Origin of the sequence: Aurantiacibacter arachoides (genome assembly GCF_009827335.1) — a bacterium.
Classification (GTDB): Bacteria; Pseudomonadota; Alphaproteobacteria; order Sphingomonadales; family Sphingomonadaceae; genus Alteraurantiacibacter; species Alteraurantiacibacter arachoides.
Window position 1 is genome coordinate 370,665 of record NZ_WTYH01000001.1, and the last position, 19,627, is coordinate 390,291.

General features: G+C 68.2%; 18 protein-coding genes and 1 other RNA gene. 8 read left to right on the plus strand and 11 right to left on the minus strand.

The genetic code is table 11. The features are described from left to right. Window positions 1-86: 86 nt before the first annotated feature. Genes GRI62_RS01860 through GRI62_RS01870 form a run of 3 tightly spaced genes read left to right on the plus strand, consistent with a single transcriptional unit; the run spans window position 87 to window position 3,095 of the window. A complete protein-coding gene (locus tag GRI62_RS01860) occupies window positions 87-1,124 on the plus strand; it encodes an aspartate carbamoyltransferase catalytic subunit (RefSeq protein WP_131451740.1) in 1,038 nt (345 codons plus the stop codon). Further along, entirely contained in the window at window positions 1,121-2,344 is a 1,224-nt protein-coding gene (locus tag GRI62_RS01865) for a dihydroorotase (RefSeq protein ID WP_131451741.1), read from the plus strand. The genes GRI62_RS01860 and GRI62_RS01865 overlap by 4 nt, the downstream gene beginning before the upstream one ends. Further along, window positions 2,337-3,095: an SDR family NAD(P)-dependent oxidoreductase gene (locus GRI62_RS01870; RefSeq protein WP_131451742.1), complete on the plus strand. Its 759-nt coding sequence runs from the start codon at window positions 2,337-2,339 to the stop codon at window positions 3,093-3,095. The genes GRI62_RS01865 and GRI62_RS01870 overlap by 8 nt, the downstream gene beginning before the upstream one ends. A gap of 65 nt (window positions 3,096-3,160) precedes the next feature. Here GRI62_RS01870 and GRI62_RS01875 read toward each other — a convergent pair whose 3' ends face one another. From GRI62_RS01875 to GRI62_RS01885, 3 genes are read right to left on the minus strand one after another with little or no spacing between them, the layout of a single operon-like run. Then, window positions 3,161-4,678 (minus strand): SPOR domain-containing protein, encoded by a 1,518-nt coding sequence (locus GRI62_RS01875; RefSeq protein WP_131451743.1) that lies wholly within the window; start codon window positions 4,676-4,678, stop codon window positions 3,161-3,163. A gap of 13 nt (window positions 4,679-4,691) precedes the next feature. Further along, window positions 4,692-5,159, minus strand: a complete 468-nt coding sequence (locus GRI62_RS01880) for a hypothetical protein (protein ID WP_131451744.1) — start codon at window positions 5,157-5,159, stop codon at window positions 4,692-4,694. Continuing rightward, entirely contained in the window at window positions 5,159-5,878 is a 720-nt protein-coding gene (locus GRI62_RS01885; RefSeq protein WP_131451745.1) for a ParA family protein, read from the minus strand. Before GRI62_RS01885 ends, GRI62_RS01880 begins: the two co-directional genes overlap by 1 nt. A gap of 254 nt (window positions 5,879-6,132) precedes the next feature. On the opposite strand from GRI62_RS01885, the gene GRI62_RS01890 reads away from it, so the two are divergent. The 4 genes from GRI62_RS01890 to bfr all read left to right on the plus strand — a co-directional run bounded on the left by GRI62_RS01890 (window position 6,133) and on the right by bfr (window position 9,482). Then, window positions 6,133-7,296 (plus strand): SPOR domain-containing protein, encoded by a 1,164-nt coding sequence (locus GRI62_RS01890; RefSeq protein WP_131451746.1) that lies wholly within the window; start codon window positions 6,133-6,135, stop codon window positions 7,294-7,296. 34 nt (window positions 7,297-7,330) lie between these two features. Then, window positions 7,331-8,629, plus strand: coding sequence for a DUF418 domain-containing protein (locus GRI62_RS01895; protein WP_131451747.1), 1,299 nt, complete (start codon window positions 7,331-7,333; stop codon window positions 8,627-8,629). Between the two features lie 78 nt (window positions 8,630-8,707). Beyond that, a complete protein-coding gene (locus GRI62_RS01900) occupies window positions 8,708-8,896 on the plus strand; it encodes a (2Fe-2S)-binding protein (protein WP_131451748.1) in 189 nt (62 codons plus the stop codon). A gap of 64 nt (window positions 8,897-8,960) precedes the next feature. Beyond that, window positions 8,961-9,482: a bacterioferritin gene (gene bfr, locus GRI62_RS01905; protein WP_131451749.1), complete on the plus strand. Its 522-nt coding sequence runs from the start codon at window positions 8,961-8,963 to the stop codon at window positions 9,480-9,482. A 26-nt stretch (window positions 9,483-9,508) separates the two neighbouring features. Here bfr and der read toward each other — a convergent pair whose 3' ends face one another. The 4 genes from der to GRI62_RS01925 all read right to left on the minus strand — a co-directional run bounded on the left by der (window position 9,509) and on the right by GRI62_RS01925 (window position 13,190). After that, a complete protein-coding gene (der, locus tag GRI62_RS01910) occupies window positions 9,509-11,011 on the minus strand; it encodes a ribosome biogenesis GTPase Der (RefSeq protein WP_131451750.1) in 1,503 nt (500 codons plus the stop codon). A 71-nt stretch (window positions 11,012-11,082) separates the two neighbouring features. After that, window positions 11,083-11,775, minus strand: coding sequence for a murein L,D-transpeptidase catalytic domain-containing protein (locus GRI62_RS01915; RefSeq protein WP_234032792.1), 693 nt, complete (start codon window positions 11,773-11,775; stop codon window positions 11,083-11,085). A gap of 49 nt (window positions 11,776-11,824) precedes the next feature. Further along, entirely contained in the window at window positions 11,825-12,262 is a 438-nt protein-coding gene (locus GRI62_RS01920; RefSeq protein ID WP_131451751.1) for a VOC family protein, read from the minus strand. A gap of 118 nt (window positions 12,263-12,380) precedes the next feature. After that, on the minus strand, window positions 12,381-13,190 hold the full coding sequence (locus GRI62_RS01925) for a TorF family putative porin (RefSeq protein ID WP_131451752.1): 810 nt from the start codon (window positions 13,188-13,190) through the stop codon (window positions 12,381-12,383). A gap of 289 nt (window positions 13,191-13,479) precedes the next feature. Here GRI62_RS01925 and GRI62_RS01930 point away from each other — a divergent pair, with 289 nt between their 5' ends. Next, window positions 13,480-14,313 (plus strand): metallophosphoesterase family protein, encoded by an 834-nt coding sequence (locus GRI62_RS01930; RefSeq protein ID WP_308420807.1) that lies wholly within the window; start codon window positions 13,480-13,482, stop codon window positions 14,311-14,313. 9 nt (window positions 14,314-14,322) lie between these two features. Here the strand turns inward: GRI62_RS01930 and rnpB are convergent. From rnpB to GRI62_RS01950, 4 genes are all read right to left on the minus strand, one after another. Further along, window positions 14,323-14,744, minus strand: an RNA gene (gene rnpB / locus GRI62_RS01935) — RNase P RNA component class A. Window positions 14,745-14,803: 59 nt separating this feature from the next. Next, window positions 14,804-18,127, minus strand: coding sequence for a S41 family peptidase (locus tag GRI62_RS01940; protein ID WP_160731787.1), 3,324 nt, complete (start codon window positions 18,125-18,127; stop codon window positions 14,804-14,806). 79 nt (window positions 18,128-18,206) lie between these two features. Beyond that, on the minus strand, window positions 18,207-18,914 hold the full coding sequence (locus tag GRI62_RS01945; RefSeq protein WP_131451754.1) for an N-acetylmuramoyl-L-alanine amidase: 708 nt from the start codon (window positions 18,912-18,914) through the stop codon (window positions 18,207-18,209). A 47-nt stretch (window positions 18,915-18,961) separates the two neighbouring features. After that, a complete protein-coding gene (locus GRI62_RS01950; protein WP_131451755.1) occupies window positions 18,962-19,615 on the minus strand; it encodes a histidine phosphotransferase family protein in 654 nt (217 codons plus the stop codon). Window positions 19,616-19,627: the final 12 nt, after the last annotated feature.

A 19,627-nucleotide genomic window follows, 5' to 3' on the forward strand; every position in this document is an offset into this window, starting at 1 on the left:
AGTGCAGGTGCCAGTGCAGGTGCCAGTGCGGGAGGGGGCGATAGGGCTTGAGGTGGCGGCGGCTTGGCCTTAACGGCTTGGCTTTGATGGCATCGCCGATCCCTTCCCCAGCCAGCGGCCGCTTTCCCGCGGGAGGGCGTGCCTTTCCGCACCGGGACCTCATCGCCATCGGCGCGCTGGAACGGCACGAGATCCTCTACCTGCTGGCCGAGGCCGAGCAATACGTGGCGTTCAACCGGCAGGCGACCAAGCATTCGGACCGGCTGGCGGGCCTGACCATCATCAACGCCTTCTTCGAAAATTCGACGCGCACGCTGTTGAGCTTCGAGATCGCCGGCAAGCGGCTGGGGGCGGACGTCGTCAACATGCACGCCGCGCAGTCGAGCGTGAAGAAGGGCGAAACGCTGATCGACACGGCGATGACGCTCAACGCCATGCGCGCCGATGCCATCGTCATCCGCCACGGATCGAGCGGGGCAGTGGGCCTGATCGCCGACAAGGTGGACTGCCCGGTGCTGAATGCGGGCGACGGGCAGCACGAACATCCGACGCAGGCGCTGCTGGATGCGCTGGCGCTGCGCCACAAGCTGGCCGCGCAGGGGCACACGGCGGAAGATTTCACCGGCCTGGTGGTGACCATCTGCGGCGACGTGCTGCACAGCCGGGTCGCCCGCTCCAACATCCTGTGCCTGCAGGCGCTAGGCGCCACCGTGCGCGCCTGCGCCCCGCCCGCGCTGATGCCCGAAGGGGTGGAGCGGATGGGGGTGGAGGTGCATCACCGGTTCGATGCGGCACTGGACGGGGCCGACGTGGTCATGATGCTGCGCCTGCAGAACGAGCGGATGGACGGCCAGTTCATTCCCTCCCCCCGCGAATACCGCCATCTCTACGGCCTTACTGCGGAACGGCTGGCGCTGGCGAAGGACGAGGCGGTGATCATGCACCCTGGTCCGATGAACCGCGGTGTGGAGATCGACAGCGCCATCGCCGACCTCGCGGACCGCTCCATCATCACCAGCCAGGTGGAGATGGGCGTGGCCATGCGCATGGCCTGCCTTGACGTGCTCACCCGCCGGGCGCGCGGGGTGGCCGGCTGGAGCGCTCAGGAAGCGCAGTGGGTATGAAACAGGTGGCCCCGTTGACCATCGTCAATGGCCGGGTGGTGACGCCCGGCGGCGTGGAGCAGCGCCCGCTGCATTGTGCCGACGGGTTCGTGTCCGACTTGCACTCGGTCGAGGACGACACCGTGTTCGACGCGAAGGGCAAGCTGGTGGCGCCCGGTCTCGTCGACCTGGGCGTGTTCGCCATCGACAAGCCCGCGTTCCATTTCGGCGGGATCACTCGCGCCGCACTGATGCCCGATGCCAGCCCGCCGCTGGATCACCCGGCGCGCATCCAGTTCACGGCGCAAAGCGGCAAGCCGGACCTGTGGGTGCACCCGCTGGCGGCGGCGACCGTCGATCTGCAGGGCCAGCAACTCGCCGAGATTGCGCTGATGTGCGAGGCGGGCGCGCGCGCCATTGCCACCGGGCGCCGGTGGATCGGAGATTCCGGCGTTATGCTGCGGTTGCTGCAATACGCCGCCATGCTCGACCTGGTGGTGGTGACCCATTCGGAGGACGCAGGCCTCGCTGGCAATGCGGCAGCCACCGCGGGCGAGATGGCGACCCGCCTCGGCCTGCCGAGCGCGCCTGCGGAGGCCGAGGCCCTGGCGCTGGCGCGCGACATCGCGCTGGCGGAGAAGAGCGGCGCGCGGCTCCATGCCCGGCAGGTGACGACGCGCGCGGGGCTGGCCCTCGTCCGCGCGGCCAAGGCGCGCGGCGTGGCGATCACGGCGGGGGTGACGCCCGCGCACTTCATGCTGTCCGACCTGGCGCTCGCCAATTTCCGCACCTTTGCCCGTCTCTCCCCGCCGCTGAGGAGCGAGGACGACCGGCAGGCGGTGATCGAGGCCGTGGCCGACGGCACGATCGATGTCATCGCCAGCGGTCACGACCCGCGCGGGCCGGAGGACAAGAACCTGCCCTTCGCCGACGCCGCGCCGGGCATGGCGGGGGCCGAGACGCTGCTCGCCATGACGCTGACGCTGGTGCGTGACGAGGTGATCGACCTGCCGCGCGCCTTTGACCTGCTCGCCCGCAACCCCGCGCGCCTGCTGGGCGTCGAGGCGGGCGAACTGGCCGCGGGCAAGGAGGCGGACATGCTCGTGCTCGACCAGCACGCGCCGTGGGTGGTCGACAGCCGCGAGATGGCGGCAGCGGCGGGCAACACGCCGTTCGACCGCCAGCCGGTCGAGGGCAGGGTGGTCGCCTTGTTCAAGGGAGGCGTGCGCATCGATGAATGACTTTTCGGGCAAGACCGCGCTGGTGACCGGCGCGGCGCAGGGCATTGGCGCGGCCTGCGTGGCCGCGCTGGCCGAGGCGGGCGTGGCCCGGCTGGTGCTGGTCGATCTGGACGCCGCGGCGCTCGATGCGCTGACGGTCCCGTGCGAGATCGTGCGCCTGTCGGGCGACGTGACGGACGAGGCGTTGTGGACGCGGGTCGAAGACGCCTGCGGCCCGCTCGACCTTGCCGTGCTCAACGCCGGGATCGCGGGCACGCCCGCCCTGCTCGCCGACATGACCTATGCCGACTGGCGCCGCGTGGTCTCTGTGAACCTCGACGGACTGTTCCTGTCGCTGCGCAGCGCCATGAAGCTGGCCAACAGGGGCGCGGCCATGGTGCTGACGGCCTCTGTCGCGGGGGTGAAGGCGGAGCCGGGCACCGGGCCCTATGGCGCTTCCAAGGCTGCGGTTCTCCACCTGGCGAAGATCGCCGCGAAGGAAGGCGCGCGGCGGCGCATCCGCGTCAATGCCATCGCGCCGGGCGGGGTGGATACGGCGATCTGGGACGCTGTGCCGATGTTCACCGATCTGGTTGCAAAGCACCAGGGCGACCGGGCCGGCGCGATGGCGGAAATGGCCAGCTTCGCCACGCCGATGGGCCGCTTCCAGACGGCGGAGGAAATCGCCGCGCAGGTGCTGTTCCTGCTGTCGGGCGCGGCGGGCACGATCACCGGCACCGCTCTGGTCACCGATGGCGGCTATTCGCTGTAATCACAGGAAAACGCCCCCTTCCGGTGCGGGAAGGAGGCGCGCAATTCCTGACAGGGTGATGGAGCCTAGCGGCTGGCGAGCCGCACCGGGCCGCGGTCGATGGCACCGGGCAGCGGGCTGTTGGCGGCCCAGCTGATGCAGCCGTCTCCGCCGGTCGAGCTGACCCGGCCGCACATGGCGCGGCTGGATGCGCGATCGAACCCGCCTGCCGATACGCGCCAGTAGTTGCGGCCGCTCACCACGGCCTGGGTGATGACCATCTCGCGATTCGCAAGCTCGGGATAGCGCGACTGGTATATGCTCCAGGCGCGGCGGGCACCCGCCTCGCTGGAGAAGCTGCCAAGCTGGACGAGATGCGTCGGATCGGCGGCTGCACCGGGGTTCGACGAGGCGGCAAGGCGCGGCTGCGCCAGCGCGGGTCGCTGCACGGCGGCTCGCGGAGCCTCCGCAACCTGCCGCTGGGCTACCGCCGCTGGAGCCGGGGCCGGAGCCGCAATCGGGGCGGGAGCCGCGTTGGCCTGGCTGCGCGCCGGGGCTTCCTGCGCGCCTGCCCGGCTGGCGAGGCGCATGGTGTCGGTCGCGGCGGCGGCCAGCGAACCGCCCGAAGGCGCCTCCGCGGCGAAAGCCTGTGCAAAGCTCACCGGAGCTGGCGCCGGCGCCGGCGCGGGAGCCGGAGCGGCAGCCTGCCGGGCGGTGTAACGGTCGTCCACCGGCGCGCCCACGGCGGGCAATTCGCTGCCCGAGGCGGGCACAGCGACGCGCATCGGCTGGGCCGGCGGCAGGGGAAGGGCGGCAGGCTCGGCATAGGCCTGGGCAGGCGCAAGCGCGGCTTCCATCGCCAGCTCCGCGTTACCGGGCGTATTGGCCAGGGCGAGGTGCATCGGCTGGCCGGCATCGCGCGCGCTGGCGGGCACGCCGAGCAGGCTGGCGATGCGCTGCTGGTAGGCATCGGCATGGGCCATCGTCGCCCATTCGCTCATCCGCGCGCCGACTTCGCCCGCAGGAATGTCCTGCGACGCCATCGTCCGCGCCTCGCGCCAGCGGCCGGCGACGGCGTAGGCATAGGCGAGGTTCTGGCGCGACTTGACGGTGTTGTCACCGCTGCGGATGGCGTTGGTAAGAATGTGGATGCCGCGTTCCGGCTGGCCGGAAAGGGCCAGCGCCAGGCCGAGGTCGGCGGGGGCGATCTGGCCTTCCCAGTCGGACAGGAGAGCAGACGCTTCGGCGAAACGCGCCTGGCCGTTCAGCGCCAGCGCCAGGCTCAATGCCGCACGCGGGCTGTTCTCGCCCAGCGCCATGGCATCCTCGAACGTGGTCGAGGCCGAGGCGAAGCGGCCCGATTCCAGATAGGCGTTGCCCAGCGTCATGCGGTAGTGCGCATTGCGCGGGTCGGCGGCCACGGCGGCCTCGGCTGCCTGCACGGCGCGCGAGGTCTGGCCGTTCGCCAGGGCCTGCTGCGCTTCGGCGGCGGACACTTCGGCGCGCGGGGCGGCCGAGGTGGCACAGCCGCTCAACATTGCTGCGGTCATCGCGGTCGACAGGCCGAGGGCGATGAGGTTGTTGCGCTTTTGCGGTTCGTACATCGTATGACCCTTTTCAGGACTGCTTGGTGCCGCGCGCCATTTCGGCGGCGATTGCGTCGATCTCGGGGTGATCGGCCAGGAAACGATCCAGGGCCGCGGTTACCAGCGCCTGCGCGCTGCATCCGTGCATCGTTCCGGCGAGCCGGAGCTTCAGGTGACGTTCCGCATCCAGCCGCAGGGTAAAGGCCTTGCGGGCCCGGGTGCGGCCCTTGGCCTGTTGCAAGGCAGCCGCGTTCATGCGGTCGGCGGCGAGGGGCAGCGCGACGACGGTGTCGTCTTCGTGGTCCCAGTCCTCACCCATGTCGTTCCAGCCGAGCGCGCTCTGGCTGGAGGCGAGTTCGTCGAGCTCGTCCGACAATTCCGCCATGCGATCGTCCTGGCACAGCATCGCGCGCATGGCGGGCTTGGCCGTGCCTTTGCGCGCCAGCAACATCGGGCCGAGCGATGCGAAGGGTTTTGCCTGCGTGAAAGCGGTGCCCATCACTGCGCCACCCGGCGGCCGAAACCGCCCTGCTGCGTGCCGCGCTGCATGCCGGCCTGGGCGGCATGGCCCGGCGAGGCAAAGACGGTGCGGCGAAAGTTCTTTTCCAGCCGATCGGCGACGTAATGCCACAGCGCGGTGACTTCCTGTGCGGATCGGCCCGCGGGATCGACTTCCATTACCGTGCGGCCGTCGATCATCGAGGCGGCGAAATCGGTGCGGTGGTGGATGGTGATGGGCGCAACGGTGCCGTGCTGGGACAGCGCGACGGCCGCTTCGCTGGTGATGCGGGCCTTGGGCGTGGCGGCATTCATCACGAAGATCAGCGGCTTGCCGGCGCGCTCGCACAGGTCGACGGTGGCACCCACGGCGCGCAGATCGTGCGGGCTGGGGCGGGTCGGCACGACCATCAGCTCGGCCACGTTGATGACCGACTGGATGGCCATGGTAATGGCGGGCGGGGTGTCGATCACGGCCAGCTTGAAGCCCTGCTGCCGTAGGATCGCAAGGTCGTTGGCCAGGCGGGCTACCGTGGTCTGGGCAAAGGCGGGAAATTCCGCCTCGCGCTCGTTCCACCAGTCGGCGAGCGAGCCCTGCGGATCGATGTCGATGAGGACGACGGGACCGGCTCCGGCCCGCTGGGCCTGCACGGCGAGGTGCCCGGACAGGGTGGTCTTGCCCGAACCACCCTTCTGCGATGCCAATGCTAGAACGCGCAAGGCTTTCCCCCTTAAAGTCTCTGACCCGGCCAAGTGCGATGTGCGGGCCTTCTGCGGAACGGCTTCGCAGGATACCCTTTATTTTGAGTTAAACAGGCGCATCCGATTGTCAGGAAATTCGACAGCTACTCAGGGCCGCGGACGTTCGCCGTGCCCCGTTCCTGCAAATAATCGAGAGCCATAAACGCTTTGCTAACACGCCGTTTACTATGGCAGTCTGGCATCCGCACAGGGGTGCCCGGGGAAAACGACTTATGGCGAGAGCGATCGCTCGATGGAACTGGGCAGCGGCTGCTGCTGCTGCCGCGCTGCTGGCTGGCACCGCGCCGCTCGGCGCGACCGTGCGTGACGGGGTGGAGGCGTGGAGCCGGGGCGACTATGCCGCCGCGGTCGCCCAGTGGCAGGCGCCCGCCGCCGCCGGCGACCCCGATGCCATGTTCAACCTGGGCCAGGCCTATCGCCTTGGGCGGGGCGTGGTGCAGGACAACGCCCGCGCCGAAGACCTCTATCGCCGCGCGGCACAGGCCGGCCACGTGCAGGCGGCCGATACCTGGGGGCTGATGATGTTCCAGGACGGGCGGCGCGAACAGGCCCTGCCCTATGTGGAGGCGGCTGCCCGGCGCGGCGATCCGCGCGCACAGTACCTGATCGGCATCGCGCATTTCAACGGCGACCTCGTGCCGCTGGACTGGGAACGCGCCTATGCGCTGATGACGCTGGCCAATGCCTCGGGCCTGCCACAGGCCGCACCAGCGCTCGTGCAGATGGACACGCATATCCCTATCGAACAGCGCCAGGCCGGTGCCGCGCTGGCGCGGTCGCTGGAGGACGAGGCGCTGGCGGCACGGCAGGCGGAACTCGCCGCGGCGGACCTGGCGGTGGAAGGCGGCGTGCCGCGCGCCGGCGGATCGGTTTCGGCGCCCACCCTTGCCAATGCGCCCGCACCACGTGCCGACCAGACGGTGACGGTATCGCCCTCGGTTGCCGCGGCCCGCGCCGCGGTCGAGCAGGCGCGGCAGGCCACGGGCACCGCCAGCCCGGCAGAGGCCGGCGCAAGCTTTGCCAATGCCGCGCCGGTCACGATCGCGCCCACGCCGCGCCCCGAACCGGCGCCAGCCCGGGTGGCACGCATTCCCGACGCCGCCACCGCCGTGGTATCCGCGCCGGTACCGGCCGCAACCCAGCGCAGCGGGCCCTGGCGCGTGCAGCTTGGCGCGTTTGGTGTCGCCGGCAATGCCGAACGGTTGTGGGCGCGCGTCGCGTCCCGGCCCGAGGTCGCGGGACGCGAACGCCTGTTGCTTCCCACCGGCCGGGTCACGCGACTGCAGGCCGCTGGCTATGCCAGCCAGGGTGACGCGCAGGCCGCCTGCAACGGCCTGCGGCGCGCCGGGTTCGAGTGCCTTGTGACCCGCAACTGATCGGCTAAGGCGTGCCGATCCACAAGGGCGCGCCATGACTTCCGACAGAATCGATCCCATTCCCGCGCCACCCCCCGCGGCAATGCCCGCTCCATCGCCCAGGCCCCTGGCGCAGGGCGATCGGATAGCGGCGCTCGACGTCGTGCGGGGTTTCGCCGTGCTGGGCATCCTGCTCGCGAACATCACCGCCTTTGCCCACATGCGCGCCGCCTATTACTGGCCGCCCGCGTTGCCAGGCGGGGCGACGGCATCCGACGCATGGCTGTGGCTGGTGCAATTCGTGCTGGTCGACGGCAAGATGCGCGGCCTGTTCGCCCTGCTGTTCGGCGCCGGCCTCGCCCTGTTTGCCGAGCGGGCGCAGGGCGTGCGCGGCATGGGGTTGCAGGCCCGCCGGCTTGGCTGGCTGGCGCTGTTCGGTGCTTTGCACTTCGTGTTCCTGTTCGACGGCGACATCCTGCTGACCTACGCGGTGGCGGGCCTGCTCGTGCTGTTCGTGGTGCGCGGCGAGATGAACATGCTGGTGCTTGGATCGATCTGGGCCGTCGTCGGTGCAGTGGCAATGGGGGCGAGCTACCTGGCGCTGGCTCTGCTGGAAATACGGACAGGCACGATGCCGCCCGGTGACGCGTGGGTGCAGGTGCAGGACGCATGGCAGAGCCGCCTCGCCGAATACGCGAGCCAGGCGCAGGTCCACGTATCGGGCAGCTATGCCGACATCGTCACCATGCGCCTCGCCGAATTGTCCGCGCATGTCGAAAGTTCGATTTCGATCGTGCTTTTCGAAACCATCCCGCTGATGTTGATCGGCATCGGCCTTTATCGGACGGGACTGTTCACCGACCCGGCCACGCGCCAGCGCTGGCGCAAGGCTGCCTGGATCGCGGTGTTGGCAGGGTGCGGCGTCCTGCTGGTGACCGGGCTGGCGGTTGCCGTGCGCGGCTTTCCCATATTCCAGACCCAGTTCGCCTTTTACGGGGTGGCTGGCATTGCCAACATACCCGTCGTGGTGGGGGCCATGGTGCTGCTGACCGACTGGGCGGAGCGGGCGCGGACAAGCTGGCTGGCCGAACGGCTTGGCATGGCAGGACGCATGGCGTTCAGCAATTACGTGGGCACGTCGCTGGTAATGATGCTGATCTTCGATGGCTGGGCTGGCGGCCGTTATGGCACCATGCACCGCGCCGAGTTGATGGCAGCGGTGGCGCTTGGCTGGGCGCTGATGCTGACGTTCTCCCGCCTCTGGCTGGCGCGGTTCCGCTATGGCCCGCTCGAATGGCTGTGGCGTTGCCTTACGTATTGGCAGGTGTTCCCGATCCGTCGCGAGCACGTTTGAGAATCTTTCGCAATAGGGTTGCTAATGCGATTTGTTCGCAGTAGCATCGCCCTTCATCGCACGGGAGATTCGCGGCCAATGTTTATCTGCATCTGCAACGCGATCCGTGAATGCGACGTCCGGCGCGCGGCGCTTGCGGCGAATGGTGACGCCGAGGCGGTCTACGCCATGCTGGGAAAGCGCCCGCAGTGCCGCCAGTGCCTCGACGATGCGGACGCGTTCATTATGGACGAGCGCCGCAGAGCGCGCGTCCCCGTCGCGGCCTGATCTTTCGCGCGACCCGCCGGGTCGGATAGGCTAGGGTCCAGATCCGGACAAACAGGAGCACCCGATGAAGGGCGACGAAAAGGTCATCGAATATCTCAACCGCGCGCTCACCAACGAGCTGACGGCGGTGAACCAGTATTGGCTGCATTATCGCATCCTGGATAACTGGGGCATCACGAAGCTGGCCGAATACGAACGCCACGAATCAATCGACGAGATGAAGCACGCCGACTGGCTGGCCGACCGGATCCTGTTTCTCGGCGGCCTTCCCAATTTCCAGGCCCTGCACAAGCTGCGGATCGGCGAAACCGTCGAGGAAATCCTCAAGGCCGATCTGGCGGTGGAGCACGATGCGATCCCCCTGCTGAAAGAGGCGGCCGCCTATTGCCAGTCGGTGCGTGACTTCACCACGGGCCAGCTGTTCGAAAGCATCCTTGCCAGCGAGGAAGAACATGTCGACTTCATCGACAAGCAGCTTGACCTGATCGCGCGGACCGGCATTCAGAACTACATCCAGCTCAACGCCCATCCGGCTGGTGAGGAACAGGGCAAGCCCGGTTGGGCCAAGCCTGTCGTGATCGAATAAGGCCGCGGCGGCAGCGGCCAGCGAGGTTAGTCGCGCCCCTTGCCGCCGCTGAACTTGCCCCCGCCGCCGCGATTGGAATCGTAGGGATTCTTCGGGCTCTTAAGACCGATACGAACCGGCACGGCGCCAAAACCCAGCTCGCGCCGGATGCCGTTCAGCAGATAGCGTTCGTAACTGGCCGGCAGGTCGAACAGGCGGCTACCGAAGATCACGAAGCGCGGCGGGCGGGTGCCGACCTGGGTGATGTAGCGCAGCTTTATGCGCCGCCCACCCGGCGCGGGCGGGGGGTTTGCTCCCAGCGCATCGTCGAACCAGCGGTTCAGCGCGGCGGTCGGCACGCGGCGACTCCATTCGGCGCGCAGCTTGAAGGCGGCGGCCAGCATGGTGTCCAGCCCCTTGCCGGTCACGGCGGAGACGGCGAACAACGGCACGCCGCGCAATTGCGACAGGCCTTCTTCCAGCGCGCCGCGAATGCCGTTGAACAGGCCCGATGCGTCCTCGGCAACGTCCCACTTGTTGATCGCGACGATCAGCGCGCGGCCTTCGTCGAGCACCTTGCTGGCGATCTTGAGGTCCTGCACCTCCAGCCCGCGTGTCGCATCCAGCAGCAGCACCACGACCTCGGCAAAATCCACGGCGCGCAGGCCGTCGGACACGCTCAGCTTTTCCAGCTTCTCGACCACCTTGGCGCGCTTGCGCATGCCCGCGGTGTCGATCAGTTCGATATCGCGCACATCGCCGGTGGCGGGATCTGTCCACTGCCAGTCGACCGAGATCGAATCGCGGGTGATGCCCGCCTCCGGTCCGGTCAGCAAGCGATCGGTGCCGAGCAGACGGTTGATGAGCGTGGACTTGCCCGCATTGGGGCGCCCGACGATGGCAAGCTTCAGCGGCGCTTCGGGATCGTGTTCCTCGAGATCGATTTCCTCACCGGCCGCGGCGGCTTCGGCAATACGGCGCGCGCGCTCATCGGCAGCGATGGCGACATCGTGCTCGGCCTCGATCTCCAGCTGTTCGGCGCGCTCGCCGATCAGCGGGATGAGCGCGGCGTAGAGGTCGGCCACGCCCTCGCCGTGTTCCGCGCTGACGGGGACGGGTTCACCCAGTCCCAGCGAATAGCTTTCCAGGATGCCGCTTTGCCCGGCGTTGCCTTCCGCCTTGTTGGCGACCACCACGACCGGCACTTCCTGCTCGCGCAGCCACTGGCCGATTTCCTCGTCGAGCGGCGTAATCCCAGCGCGGCTGTCGAACACGAACAGCGCCGCGTCCGCGCCTTTGAGGGAAACCTGCGTCTGTGCGCGCATCCGGCCGGGCAGGGAGGCATCGTCCTCGTCCTCCCACCCGGCGGTGTCGACCGCTTCGAATTCCAGCCCCAGCAAGCCCGCCTCGCCCATGCGCCGGTCTCGGGTGACGCCGGGCTGGTCGTCGACCAGCGCCAGCTTCTTGCCGACAAGCCGGTTGAACAGCGTCGACTTGCCGACGTTGGGGCGGCCGATGATGACCACCTGGGGGAGCTTTCTTGCGGCCATGATGGCCCGTCAGGTGGCGCTTTCACCGAACGAACGCAAGCGATTTGCCTGTGCGAGGGCGGTGCGGGCGCTCAGGCGGCGAGCCGGTCCGCGAACAGCAGCGTGCCCTTGGGAAGCCGGTCCATCACTTCGCCGATCAAATGCCGCTCGACGGAGAAGCAGCCGTAGCTGCGACCGATCTTGCCATGCGCGGCGACGAGTTCCGGCGCGACGTAATCCGCCCCGTGCATCACGATGGCCCGTTGCATGGCAAGGTCGTTGTCCGGGTCGAGCCCGACAAGCCGGCGCGAGCGGCCATATTTGCCGATATAGCTATCGCCCACCAGGAAGGCCCCGCGCGAGGAGGCGTTGGACCCTTCAACGTTGGAAAACTTCGCGAGGAAGCCTGAGTGGGCCGGGTCCGACCCCTGGCCATGCGCGACGAGATAGGACGCCGTCGCCTTGCCCCCGGCGACATTGTAGAGCGTGAAACGCGCGGCTGCCGAGTGCGCGGCGAAATCGACCACCCCGATCACGTCGCGTCGGGCAAGGGCGCCCGCGTGGCTGTCACGTGCCGCCAGCGCCTTTGCCACGAGGGGAGAGGGCGCGGCAGCGCGCGGCGCGGCGGGCGGCAGCTCCATCGCAGGTGGCGACGTCGACGGCGCGGCGCGGGCGACTGATCGTTCACCCAGCACGGCCACAGGCACGGTCGCGGTCAACGCGAGCAGCCCGGCGGCCTTCAGGAAGTCGCGGCGGTGGGGGCGGGACGAATTTTCAACTATCACGTTGTCCGCAATAGCCAATTTGTGCTGAACCTGCGCTTACAGTGCGGCCTTACCAGCTGCCGGTGTTGGGCATGGAGGCCCATGGCTCTGCCGGTGAGAGGTGGCCGTCCTGCAGCAGTTCCACGCTAATCCCGTCGGGCGATCGCACGAAGGCCATGTGCCCGTCGCGCGGGGGACGGTTGATGGTGACGCCGGCGTCCATCAGGCGCTGGCAGGTGGCGTAGATATCCTCCACGCGGTAGGCGAGATGGCCGAAATTGCGCCCGCCGGTGTAGTCTTCGGGCGGGCTGCCATCGGTGGCCGGCCAGTTATAGGTCAGTTCGACCTCGGCCTGCCCCTCTTCCCCCGGAGCGGCCAGGAAGATCAGCGTGAACCGTCCATGTTCCGACTCCTTGCGGCGCACCTCCTCAAGCCCGATCAGCTTGAAGAAATCGACCGTCGCGTCCGGATCGGACACGCGGATCATGGTGTGCAGGTATTTGGTCATCGCTGTAACTCCGGGAATCGTGCGTGCAGCCGCTCTCTAGCGCCCCCCGGACACAAAACGAAAGGGCCCACGCCGTTCCCGGTGCAGGCCCTTCATCTCTCTTGTCGTCAGTGCTGCGTCAGAAACTGGCCGACAGCGTTACGACCAGCGCATCGTCGGTGAAGTCGTAAACGAAGTCATCGGTGAACACGGCAGGGGTTCCTGCATCGTCGAGCAGCACGGGATCGCCTTCCGCCCCGACATAGGCCACGCTGACCGACAGCGGCGTGCTGGGAATCGCCATTTCCGCAGCCACCGACCAGTCGAAGGCCTTGCCGTCCGGCGTGTAGGTCAGGAAACCGTCGGTATAGCCCAGGTGGGCCGAGAGGCTGACCGGGGTGCCGGGCAGGCCGAAGCCCAGATCGCCATAGACGTAGACGTTGTCCGTCCCGCCGAGCGAATCCTGTTCGGGCGCATAGGCGAAGCCGAGCGTCGCCTCCGCAGGGCCGAGGGCTGCGCCGACGGAGGCATAGCCTTCGTAATAGTCGTATTCGCCCGGGCCGGCGTTGGGATAGAGGTAGGCGATGACGCCGACATCCGCGCTGACGATGCCAAGGTCACCGGTCCAGCCGCCGTAGATGTCCAGTTCCGTATGGCCGTAGCCAACCGTGTCCTCGTCGAGCGAGGAACCCCATGTACCGACGTAGAAACCGGCGGGCAGGCCGAGGTCGATGCCGCCCTGGATGGCGATATCTCCGCCCGACAGGTCGATACCGCGGAACCGATATTCCGAGGTGATTGCCGCATTGGCGGAAAAGTCGATGCCGAAGCTGCTGTCGTCCTCGACCTCGTCGGCGGGATTGGTCACCTGTGCCGACGCCGGCGCGGAAACGACCGCAACGAAGGAGAAAACGGATGCAGCCGCGAGACTGCGAACGGACGTAAGCATGGGCAATTTTTCCTTAAATTGCTGGGGTGAACTATGCTTCGTCCCACCTGCGCCGTCACGGTCCAGCATCTTTGTTGTGCCGATTCCCGGGATTGCGCAATTATCATGCCGACATATGCTGCATCGCACAAGAGGTTTCGGATTATCGGTGGGCGTGCGGCGGGGGTGTGGGAAAATTGCATCACATTCATCGCGCGATCAGGCTAGAGGCCCCACGGGCTGGCCCTTCGTGACGTCCCTCTGCATCTGACCAATTGCACCTTTGCCTGCGGCGATTATCTATGTGCGCTTGAGAAAACCTTCCATGTTCCAGTTCCTGCGTTCCCGCTTCTCCTCTGCCAATGCACCCGCCCGCAGCGATGCGCCGCGCGTGCCAGAGGGTGAGCGCGTCTATGCCGTGGGCGACATCCACGGCCGCAGCGACCTGTTTGCCGAGATGATCGATGTCATCGAGCAGGAGATCGCGGAGGCGGGTGAGGGCATCCGCGCCACCGTGATCCTGCTGGGCGACCTGGTGGACCGCGGCCCCGACAGCGCAGGCGTGCTGTGGCTCGCCCGCAAGTGGCAAAAACGGCGCGACGTGCGCATCCTCGCCGGAAATCACGAGGAAATGTTCCTCAAGAGCTTCGAGGATACCGAGGTGCTGAAGCACTTCCTGCGCCATGGCGGGCGGGAGACGTTGCTGAGCTACGGCGTCGACCGCAAGGCCTTCAGCAGGGCCACCATCGACGGTGTGCAGACCATGCTCCACGAACACGTCCCCGCCAAGGATCGCCAGTTCATGGAAGGGTTCGAAAACCTTGTTCGTATCGGCGACTACATCTTCGTCCATGCGGGGATCGAGCCGGGCGTGCCGCTGGACGAGCAGAGCACGCGCACCCTGCGCTGGATACGCGAGCCGTTCCTCAGCCATCCCGAGGCGCACGAGGGCGTGGTGGTGCATGGCCACACCATTACCGATGGCGTGGAAAGCACCGGCAATCGCATCGGCATCGATACCGGCGCCTATGCCAGCGGCCGGCTGACGGCGCTGGTGGTGGAGGGCGCGGAACGTCGCCTGATCGGCGTGGTCGAAGGCGCGAAGGGCGTGTTCACGATAGAGGCGGAACGGCTCGCCGCGTGACGCGGGAAAGATGCCGGGGAGCCTGTAAGCCGGGTTCTGTCCCGCAGCCGATATAGAACCTATCAGCGCCGCGGGGGCAGCCATTCATCTTACGCGGGGGATCGCTCCCGCCGCTCCAGCGACCAACCCGGGTCTCTCGCGGCGAAACGCCACTGCCCGTCTTGCGACAGACGCGAGACCCCTATGCGGTCTTGCTCCGGGTGGGGTTTGCCGTGCGGAGCCTGTTGCCAGGCCCCCGGTGCGCTCTTGCCGCACCCTTTCACCCTTGCCTGTGGGGCGAACCCCCATCGGCGGTCTGCTCTCTGTGGCACTTTCCCTCGGGTTCGGTCCGAAGACCTCCCCGGGCGGGCGTTACCCGCCACCCATGTTTCGTGGAGCCCGGACTTTCCTCGGCCTTCCCGAAAGAAGGACGCGGCTGCCCGGCTCCCCGGCGGGGCCGCTCTAGGCCGCCCGGCCCCCCTCGTCCAGCCGCGTCGATCGTCCAGCCGCGTCAGTCGTCCAGCCGCCTCACGTCGGCGCCCGGCGTGCCCAGCGGCGGCAGGGGGCGTGGCCGCAGCACGGGTACGGGCTCTGCCGCGATCCGCTGGCGCAGCAGGGCTACCGCCGCCGAAAGCTGGGCGTCGTCCCCCTCGAACCGGGCGTGCGGCAGGTTCTCCACTTCGTAGTCCGGGCCCACGCCGTTGCCTTCGATGATCCACTCGCCGTCGATCGAATACTGCGCGAACTCCGCGATGCGCACCGCGCCGTTGTCGGTCAGGCGGCTGCGGTCCCCCAGCCAGATGCCGGCGCCCGCCGTGCGCGTGCCCACCAGCGGGGCAATGCCCAGCGACTTGACCCCGGCGGCAAAGGTCTCCCCATCGGAATAGGTGCCCTCGTCGATCAGCACGGCAATATGGCCGCGATAGGCGTTCTGCATGTTGGTCGTGGCCACTCCCGATCCGTCCGGCGCGGCCCAGAATGCCCACGGGCGGGCGAGCAGCATGGAGATGAGGATGCTGTCGATGCTGCCGCCGTTGTTGCCGCGCACGTCGATGACCAGGCCGGGGCGGTCGATCTGGGCGAAATAGTCGCGCGCAAAGCTGGCGATATCCTCCGGACCCATGGCGTTGAGGTGCAGGTAGCCCACGTCCCCGCCCGACAGTCGCGCGGTGTCGGCGCGCCGCCCCTCGACGAAGTCGTTGTAGCGCGACGTGCGCATCCCCTGCCAGGTCATCGGTTCCACGATTGCGCTGGCGCTGGCGCCGCCGCGCGCCAGATCGAGCCGCACCTGCTGCCCGGCCTTGGAAGCGAGCGCCATGCCCAGATCGGCCATCGAGGTTATGGCCCGGCCATCGACCCGGCGGATCACGTCGCCCACGCGCACGTCCACCCCGGGCCGGCGCAGCGGCGGACGCTGGGAGACGAGATCGGCCTCGGCCCGGTCGATGCTGTCGATCCGCAGCCCGCCCGCGACCGGCGTGAACTGCGCGCCCAGGTAGGCCATCTCGGGGTTCTCGCTGTCGTCCGGCAGGTCGCCGGGGCGGACCTGGCTGTGCAGAATGCCGAGTTGCGAGGCCATCTGCCCAAGGATGGTGTTGAGCTCTGCGCGATGACCGATGCGCTCGACCAGTGGCTCGTGCCGGGCGCGCACCGCGTTCCAGTCCACGCCGCGCAGGGCCGGGTCGTAGGCAAAATCGCGGTGCAGCCGCCAGGCATCGACGAACATCTGCTGCCATTCCGCCACCGGATCGATCGTCAGCCGCCAGTCGCCCAGGCGCACGCGGTTGGGCGCGGGGTCGTCGGGCATCTTGGCAGCGGCGGGGACCAGCGCATAGGCCGGCGCCTCGGCCGAGCCGGTGACGACAAGTGCGGTTTCCCCATCGGCCGACAGGTCGAACCCGCGCACGTCGGCGGCAAAGGTTTCCTCCTTGGCATCGCGCATGTCGACCTTGATCGAGATCAGGTCGTCGCCGCGCATGGTGTAGAGGAAGCCCTCGCTCGCGCGCAGGAACTGGCCCACGCCAGGCTCCACCGGCAACTGGTACAGCCGGTCGGCGAGGCCCGCCAAGACGATGCGGGCGGGCGGCGCATCGGCCGCCTCGTCCTCGTCGTCATCCTCCTCACCGTCTTCGGCATCCGACGCCGGCTCTTCCTCGTCCTCGTCGGAAGAGGCCGACAGCTCGTTTTCCTCGGTGAAGCGGAACTCTGCCGCGGGATCGAGCTGGAGCGCGTAAAGCTGCCCGCGATCGGGGAAGTCCACGCCCATGCTGCGCTCGTTCCACGGATGGCCGGGGCTGGGCGCAAAGTTGCGGTCGGAGATGAAGTAGAGCCAGGCGCCGTCGTGCGCAAAGACGGGGGCGTAGGAATTGTAGCGCCCCGATGTCGCCTGCACCCGCGCGCCGGTGGCCAGGTTCTGCACCCATACATTGCCCAGCGCCGCGCCCAGGCCCGAGGTGTTCTGGGCATAGGCGATGTGCGTACCGTCGGGCGAAAAGGTGATGTCGGCGAACGGGGCGTAATCGCCCGTCGTGCTCTGCGCGAGCAGGGTCGCGCGCCCGGTGGCGACGTCGATGCGCTGCAAGCGCGCCTGCTTGTCCCACACCACCAGGGTGCGGCCGTCGGGGGAGACGGCAAAGGACCAGATGTAGGTATCGTAGCTGCGCGTGACCGGCACCGGTGCGCCCGATCCATCGGCGGCCATCGCGTAGATATCGCCGCGATCGCCCTGGTCGAGCACCATGAAGATCCGCTCCCCGTCAGGGCTCTCGACCGTCTCGCGGGCCCGGGCCTCCAGCGGGATGGCCAGCTCCACCCGGCGGCGATTGCCGGTCGTGCCGAGCGCTGCGCGGCCGCGCGCGGTGACCGCCACGCTCTCGCCCGAAGGCGACAGCCGCGCCGACGTGACGAGGCCGAGCGGATTCGCGATGGTGCGCAGCCGCGCCTGCTCGCGGTCGGTCACGAGATCGAGCGAAAGCCGCCGCATTGCGTTGTCCGCCAGCGAGAATACGTGCAGGTCCGCGCCGTTCTGCAGGAACACCTCTCCGCCATCCATGCTCGCCTGAAGGACGGGGAAGGGCAGTTCGGGCGAATGTTGCGTGGCCCCGCTGCCATCCTCGGCGACCGACCACACGGCATCGGCGCCGCTCTTGTCGGAGATGAAGTAGACCCTGCCGTTCGATGCCATGGGGAAGCGGATCGGCGCGCCGAAATCGGCAGCCAGCTGCACCGCCTCCGCGTCGGAGCCCATGGTCCAGCGCCACAGCTGGCCCATCGCGCCGCCGCGATAGAGCACGGCGTTGTCGCGCGAGGAATCGTAGAGGCCCCGGCGGCTGAAAAACAGGGTTCGCCCGTCCGCGCCGAAGGTGGCGTCGCTGGCGCGCCACAGCGGGATCGCCGTGGCCGGGCCGCCATCGGGCGACACGGTGTAAAGGATGTCGGCCTGGCCGCCGTCCTCGCCGATGGCAGTGTAGATCACGCGTCCATCGGACGTCCAGCCCACGGTCCGCACCGCACCGCCCGCGAACGTCAGCCGCCGCGGCGTGCCGCCCGCCAGCGGCATGACGTAGACGTCCGCCGGGCTGTCGTAGCCGGCCGTAAAGGCCATCCAGCGGCCATCGGGAGAAATCTTCGGGTCGGTCTCTTCCTCCTCGTGATTGGTCAGCCGGATCGCCGATCCGCCGGTGCGCGGGGCGCGCCACAGGTCCCCCTCGCTGGCGAAGACCAGCACGTCGCCACGGGCGGCCGGATACTGGTAGAATCCCTCTTCCGCCTTGGCGGGCACGGCGATGGCGAGCGCCAGCAGGCTGGCGGCGGCGGCGAGGCGGTTACGGATCATGTGGTTTCCCCCGAAACGGTGTGCGCCGGGGGGAATGGGCAATCGCGTTGCGCCTCGCAAGCGGGAATCGACGACCTGTCTAGCGGTGGGCGCCGCGATCCCGGTCGAGCAAAAGCTGGAACAGGATCGCCCGCACCTCGCCATCGATGGTGCCGTTGATCCGCTCGGGCCGCCAGCGCCGCTGGAACGCCTCCACCGCCCTGTGCCCGTCGGTGATGTCGTAGCCGAACCGTTCGAGCGCGAGATAGAAGCTGGCGTCGTTGTCGAACGGATCGCCTCTCTCGAGCTTCTCCGGGCGGGCCAGGCACAGCTTGTAGCGGGCGAGTTCGTCCCACGGAAACAGCTCACCCGGATCGATCTTGCGCGCAGGGGCCACGTCGGAATGGCCGACAACGTTGGCGCGGGGAATGTCGTGGGTCTGTACGATGCGGCCAAGCAGCGGCACCAGCGCGGCGAACTGGGCATCGGCAAAGGGACGATACCCGCCCGCGTGGCCCGGATGATCGAGCTCGATGCCTATGCTGGCGGAATTCACATCCTTGTGGCCACGCCAGAATGACACCCCCGCGTGCCAGGCGCGCTTGTCCTCCGGGACCAGGCGAATGACCTCGCCGGCCTCGGAAATGCAGTAGTGCGCGCTCACCTTGCTATCCGGATCGCACATCTTTGCGATGGCGGTCTCGATGGGCTGCATCTCGGTATAGTGCAGCACTACCATGGACACGGGGAGCGCCCGCTCGTCGAAGTTGGGCGACGGTTCCTCGCGATGGACAAGCTCATCGCTCATGCGATGCTCCGATCATGCTGAGGCTGTCGAAGCACGGCCACGCCAGGTCAGCCGATGAGGCCTTCGGGATCAGGCAGCACCGCCCCCAGCACCAGCGCCCCGTCGCTTTGCGCATACTGCACCCCGCCGCCAAGTTCGCTGGCGAGCTGGCGAATCATGTGCGCGGGCGCGGTCTTGCCCGAAAGCTCGGCCGGGTCGAGGTCGCCGGACAGCGCGAGGCCGATCTTGCCGTCAAAGGCGATGCGCGGGCCGGCGGAGCGGATGGCGATTTCCGTCGCCCCGCGGCTGCGCTCGGCACCGATCGACAGCGTGCCCCCGCGCACCAGCGCGTCGAGCCCGATGGAGGCCAGGTTGAGCAGCACCTTGACCGCGGGCTTGGGCAGGCTCTGTTCGCCCACGGCCCAGTCCAGGGTCACGCGCTCGTCGTTGGCGATAAGCGATTGCAGCACCTCGCGTGGTTCTTCGGCGGGCACCATCTCGCCAAAGCCACCGGCCGCGCCATAGGCGAGGCGGAAGAACTTGAGCTTGCTGGCGCTGGTGCGCGCGCTCTGTTCCAGAAGTTCCAGGCAGCGCTGGCGCATTTCCGGATCACGCTCGTCGGCGAGCAGTTCCAGGCCGTTGTTGAGCGCGCCGACCGGGCTCAGCATGTCATGGCAAAGGCGCGAACAGAGCAGGGCGGCAAGATCGATGGAGGTGTTCATGGCGCGCTCCTT

Excerpts from the sequence above, each read along its gene's own strand:
- GRI62_RS01940 (WP_160731787.1), bottom strand. The coding sequence starts at position 18,127 with ATGATCCGTAACCGCCTCGCCGCCGCCGCCAGCCTGCTGGCGCTCGCC.
- GRI62_RS01875 (WP_131451743.1), bottom strand. The coding sequence starts at position 4,678 with ATGTACGAACCGCAAAAGCGCAACAACCTCATCGCCCTCGGCCTGTCG.
- GRI62_RS01920 (WP_131451751.1), bottom strand. The coding sequence starts at position 12,262 with ATGACCAAATACCTGCACACCATGATCCGCGTGTCCGATCCGGACGCG.
- GRI62_RS01895 (WP_131451747.1), top strand. The coding sequence starts at position 7,331 with ATGACTTCCGACAGAATCGATCCCATTCCCGCGCCACCCCCCGCGGCA.
- GRI62_RS01865 (WP_131451741.1), top strand. The coding sequence starts at position 1,121 with ATGAAACAGGTGGCCCCGTTGACCATCGTCAATGGCCGGGTGGTGACG.
- GRI62_RS01880 (WP_131451744.1), bottom strand. The coding sequence starts at position 5,159 with ATGGGCACCGCTTTCACGCAGGCAAAACCCTTCGCATCGCTCGGCCCG.
- GRI62_RS01870 (WP_131451742.1), top strand. The coding sequence starts at position 2,337 with ATGAATGACTTTTCGGGCAAGACCGCGCTGGTGACCGGCGCGGCGCAG.
- GRI62_RS01945 (WP_131451754.1), bottom strand. The coding sequence starts at position 18,914 with ATGAGCGATGAGCTTGTCCATCGCGAGGAACCGTCGCCCAACTTCGAC.
- GRI62_RS01900 (WP_131451748.1), top strand. The coding sequence starts at position 8,708 with ATGTTTATCTGCATCTGCAACGCGATCCGTGAATGCGACGTCCGGCGC.
- GRI62_RS01860 (WP_131451740.1), top strand. The coding sequence starts at position 87 with ATGGCATCGCCGATCCCTTCCCCAGCCAGCGGCCGCTTTCCCGCGGGA.
- GRI62_RS01890 (WP_131451746.1), top strand. The coding sequence starts at position 6,133 with ATGGCGAGAGCGATCGCTCGATGGAACTGGGCAGCGGCTGCTGCTGCT.
- bfr (WP_131451749.1), top strand. The coding sequence starts at position 8,961 with ATGAAGGGCGACGAAAAGGTCATCGAATATCTCAACCGCGCGCTCACC.
- GRI62_RS01950 (WP_131451755.1), bottom strand. The coding sequence starts at position 19,615 with ATGAACACCTCCATCGATCTTGCCGCCCTGCTCTGTTCGCGCCTTTGC.
- GRI62_RS01925 (WP_131451752.1), bottom strand. The coding sequence starts at position 13,190 with ATGCTTACGTCCGTTCGCAGTCTCGCGGCTGCATCCGTTTTCTCCTTC.
- der (WP_131451750.1), bottom strand. The coding sequence starts at position 11,011 with ATGGCCGCAAGAAAGCTCCCCCAGGTGGTCATCATCGGCCGCCCCAAC.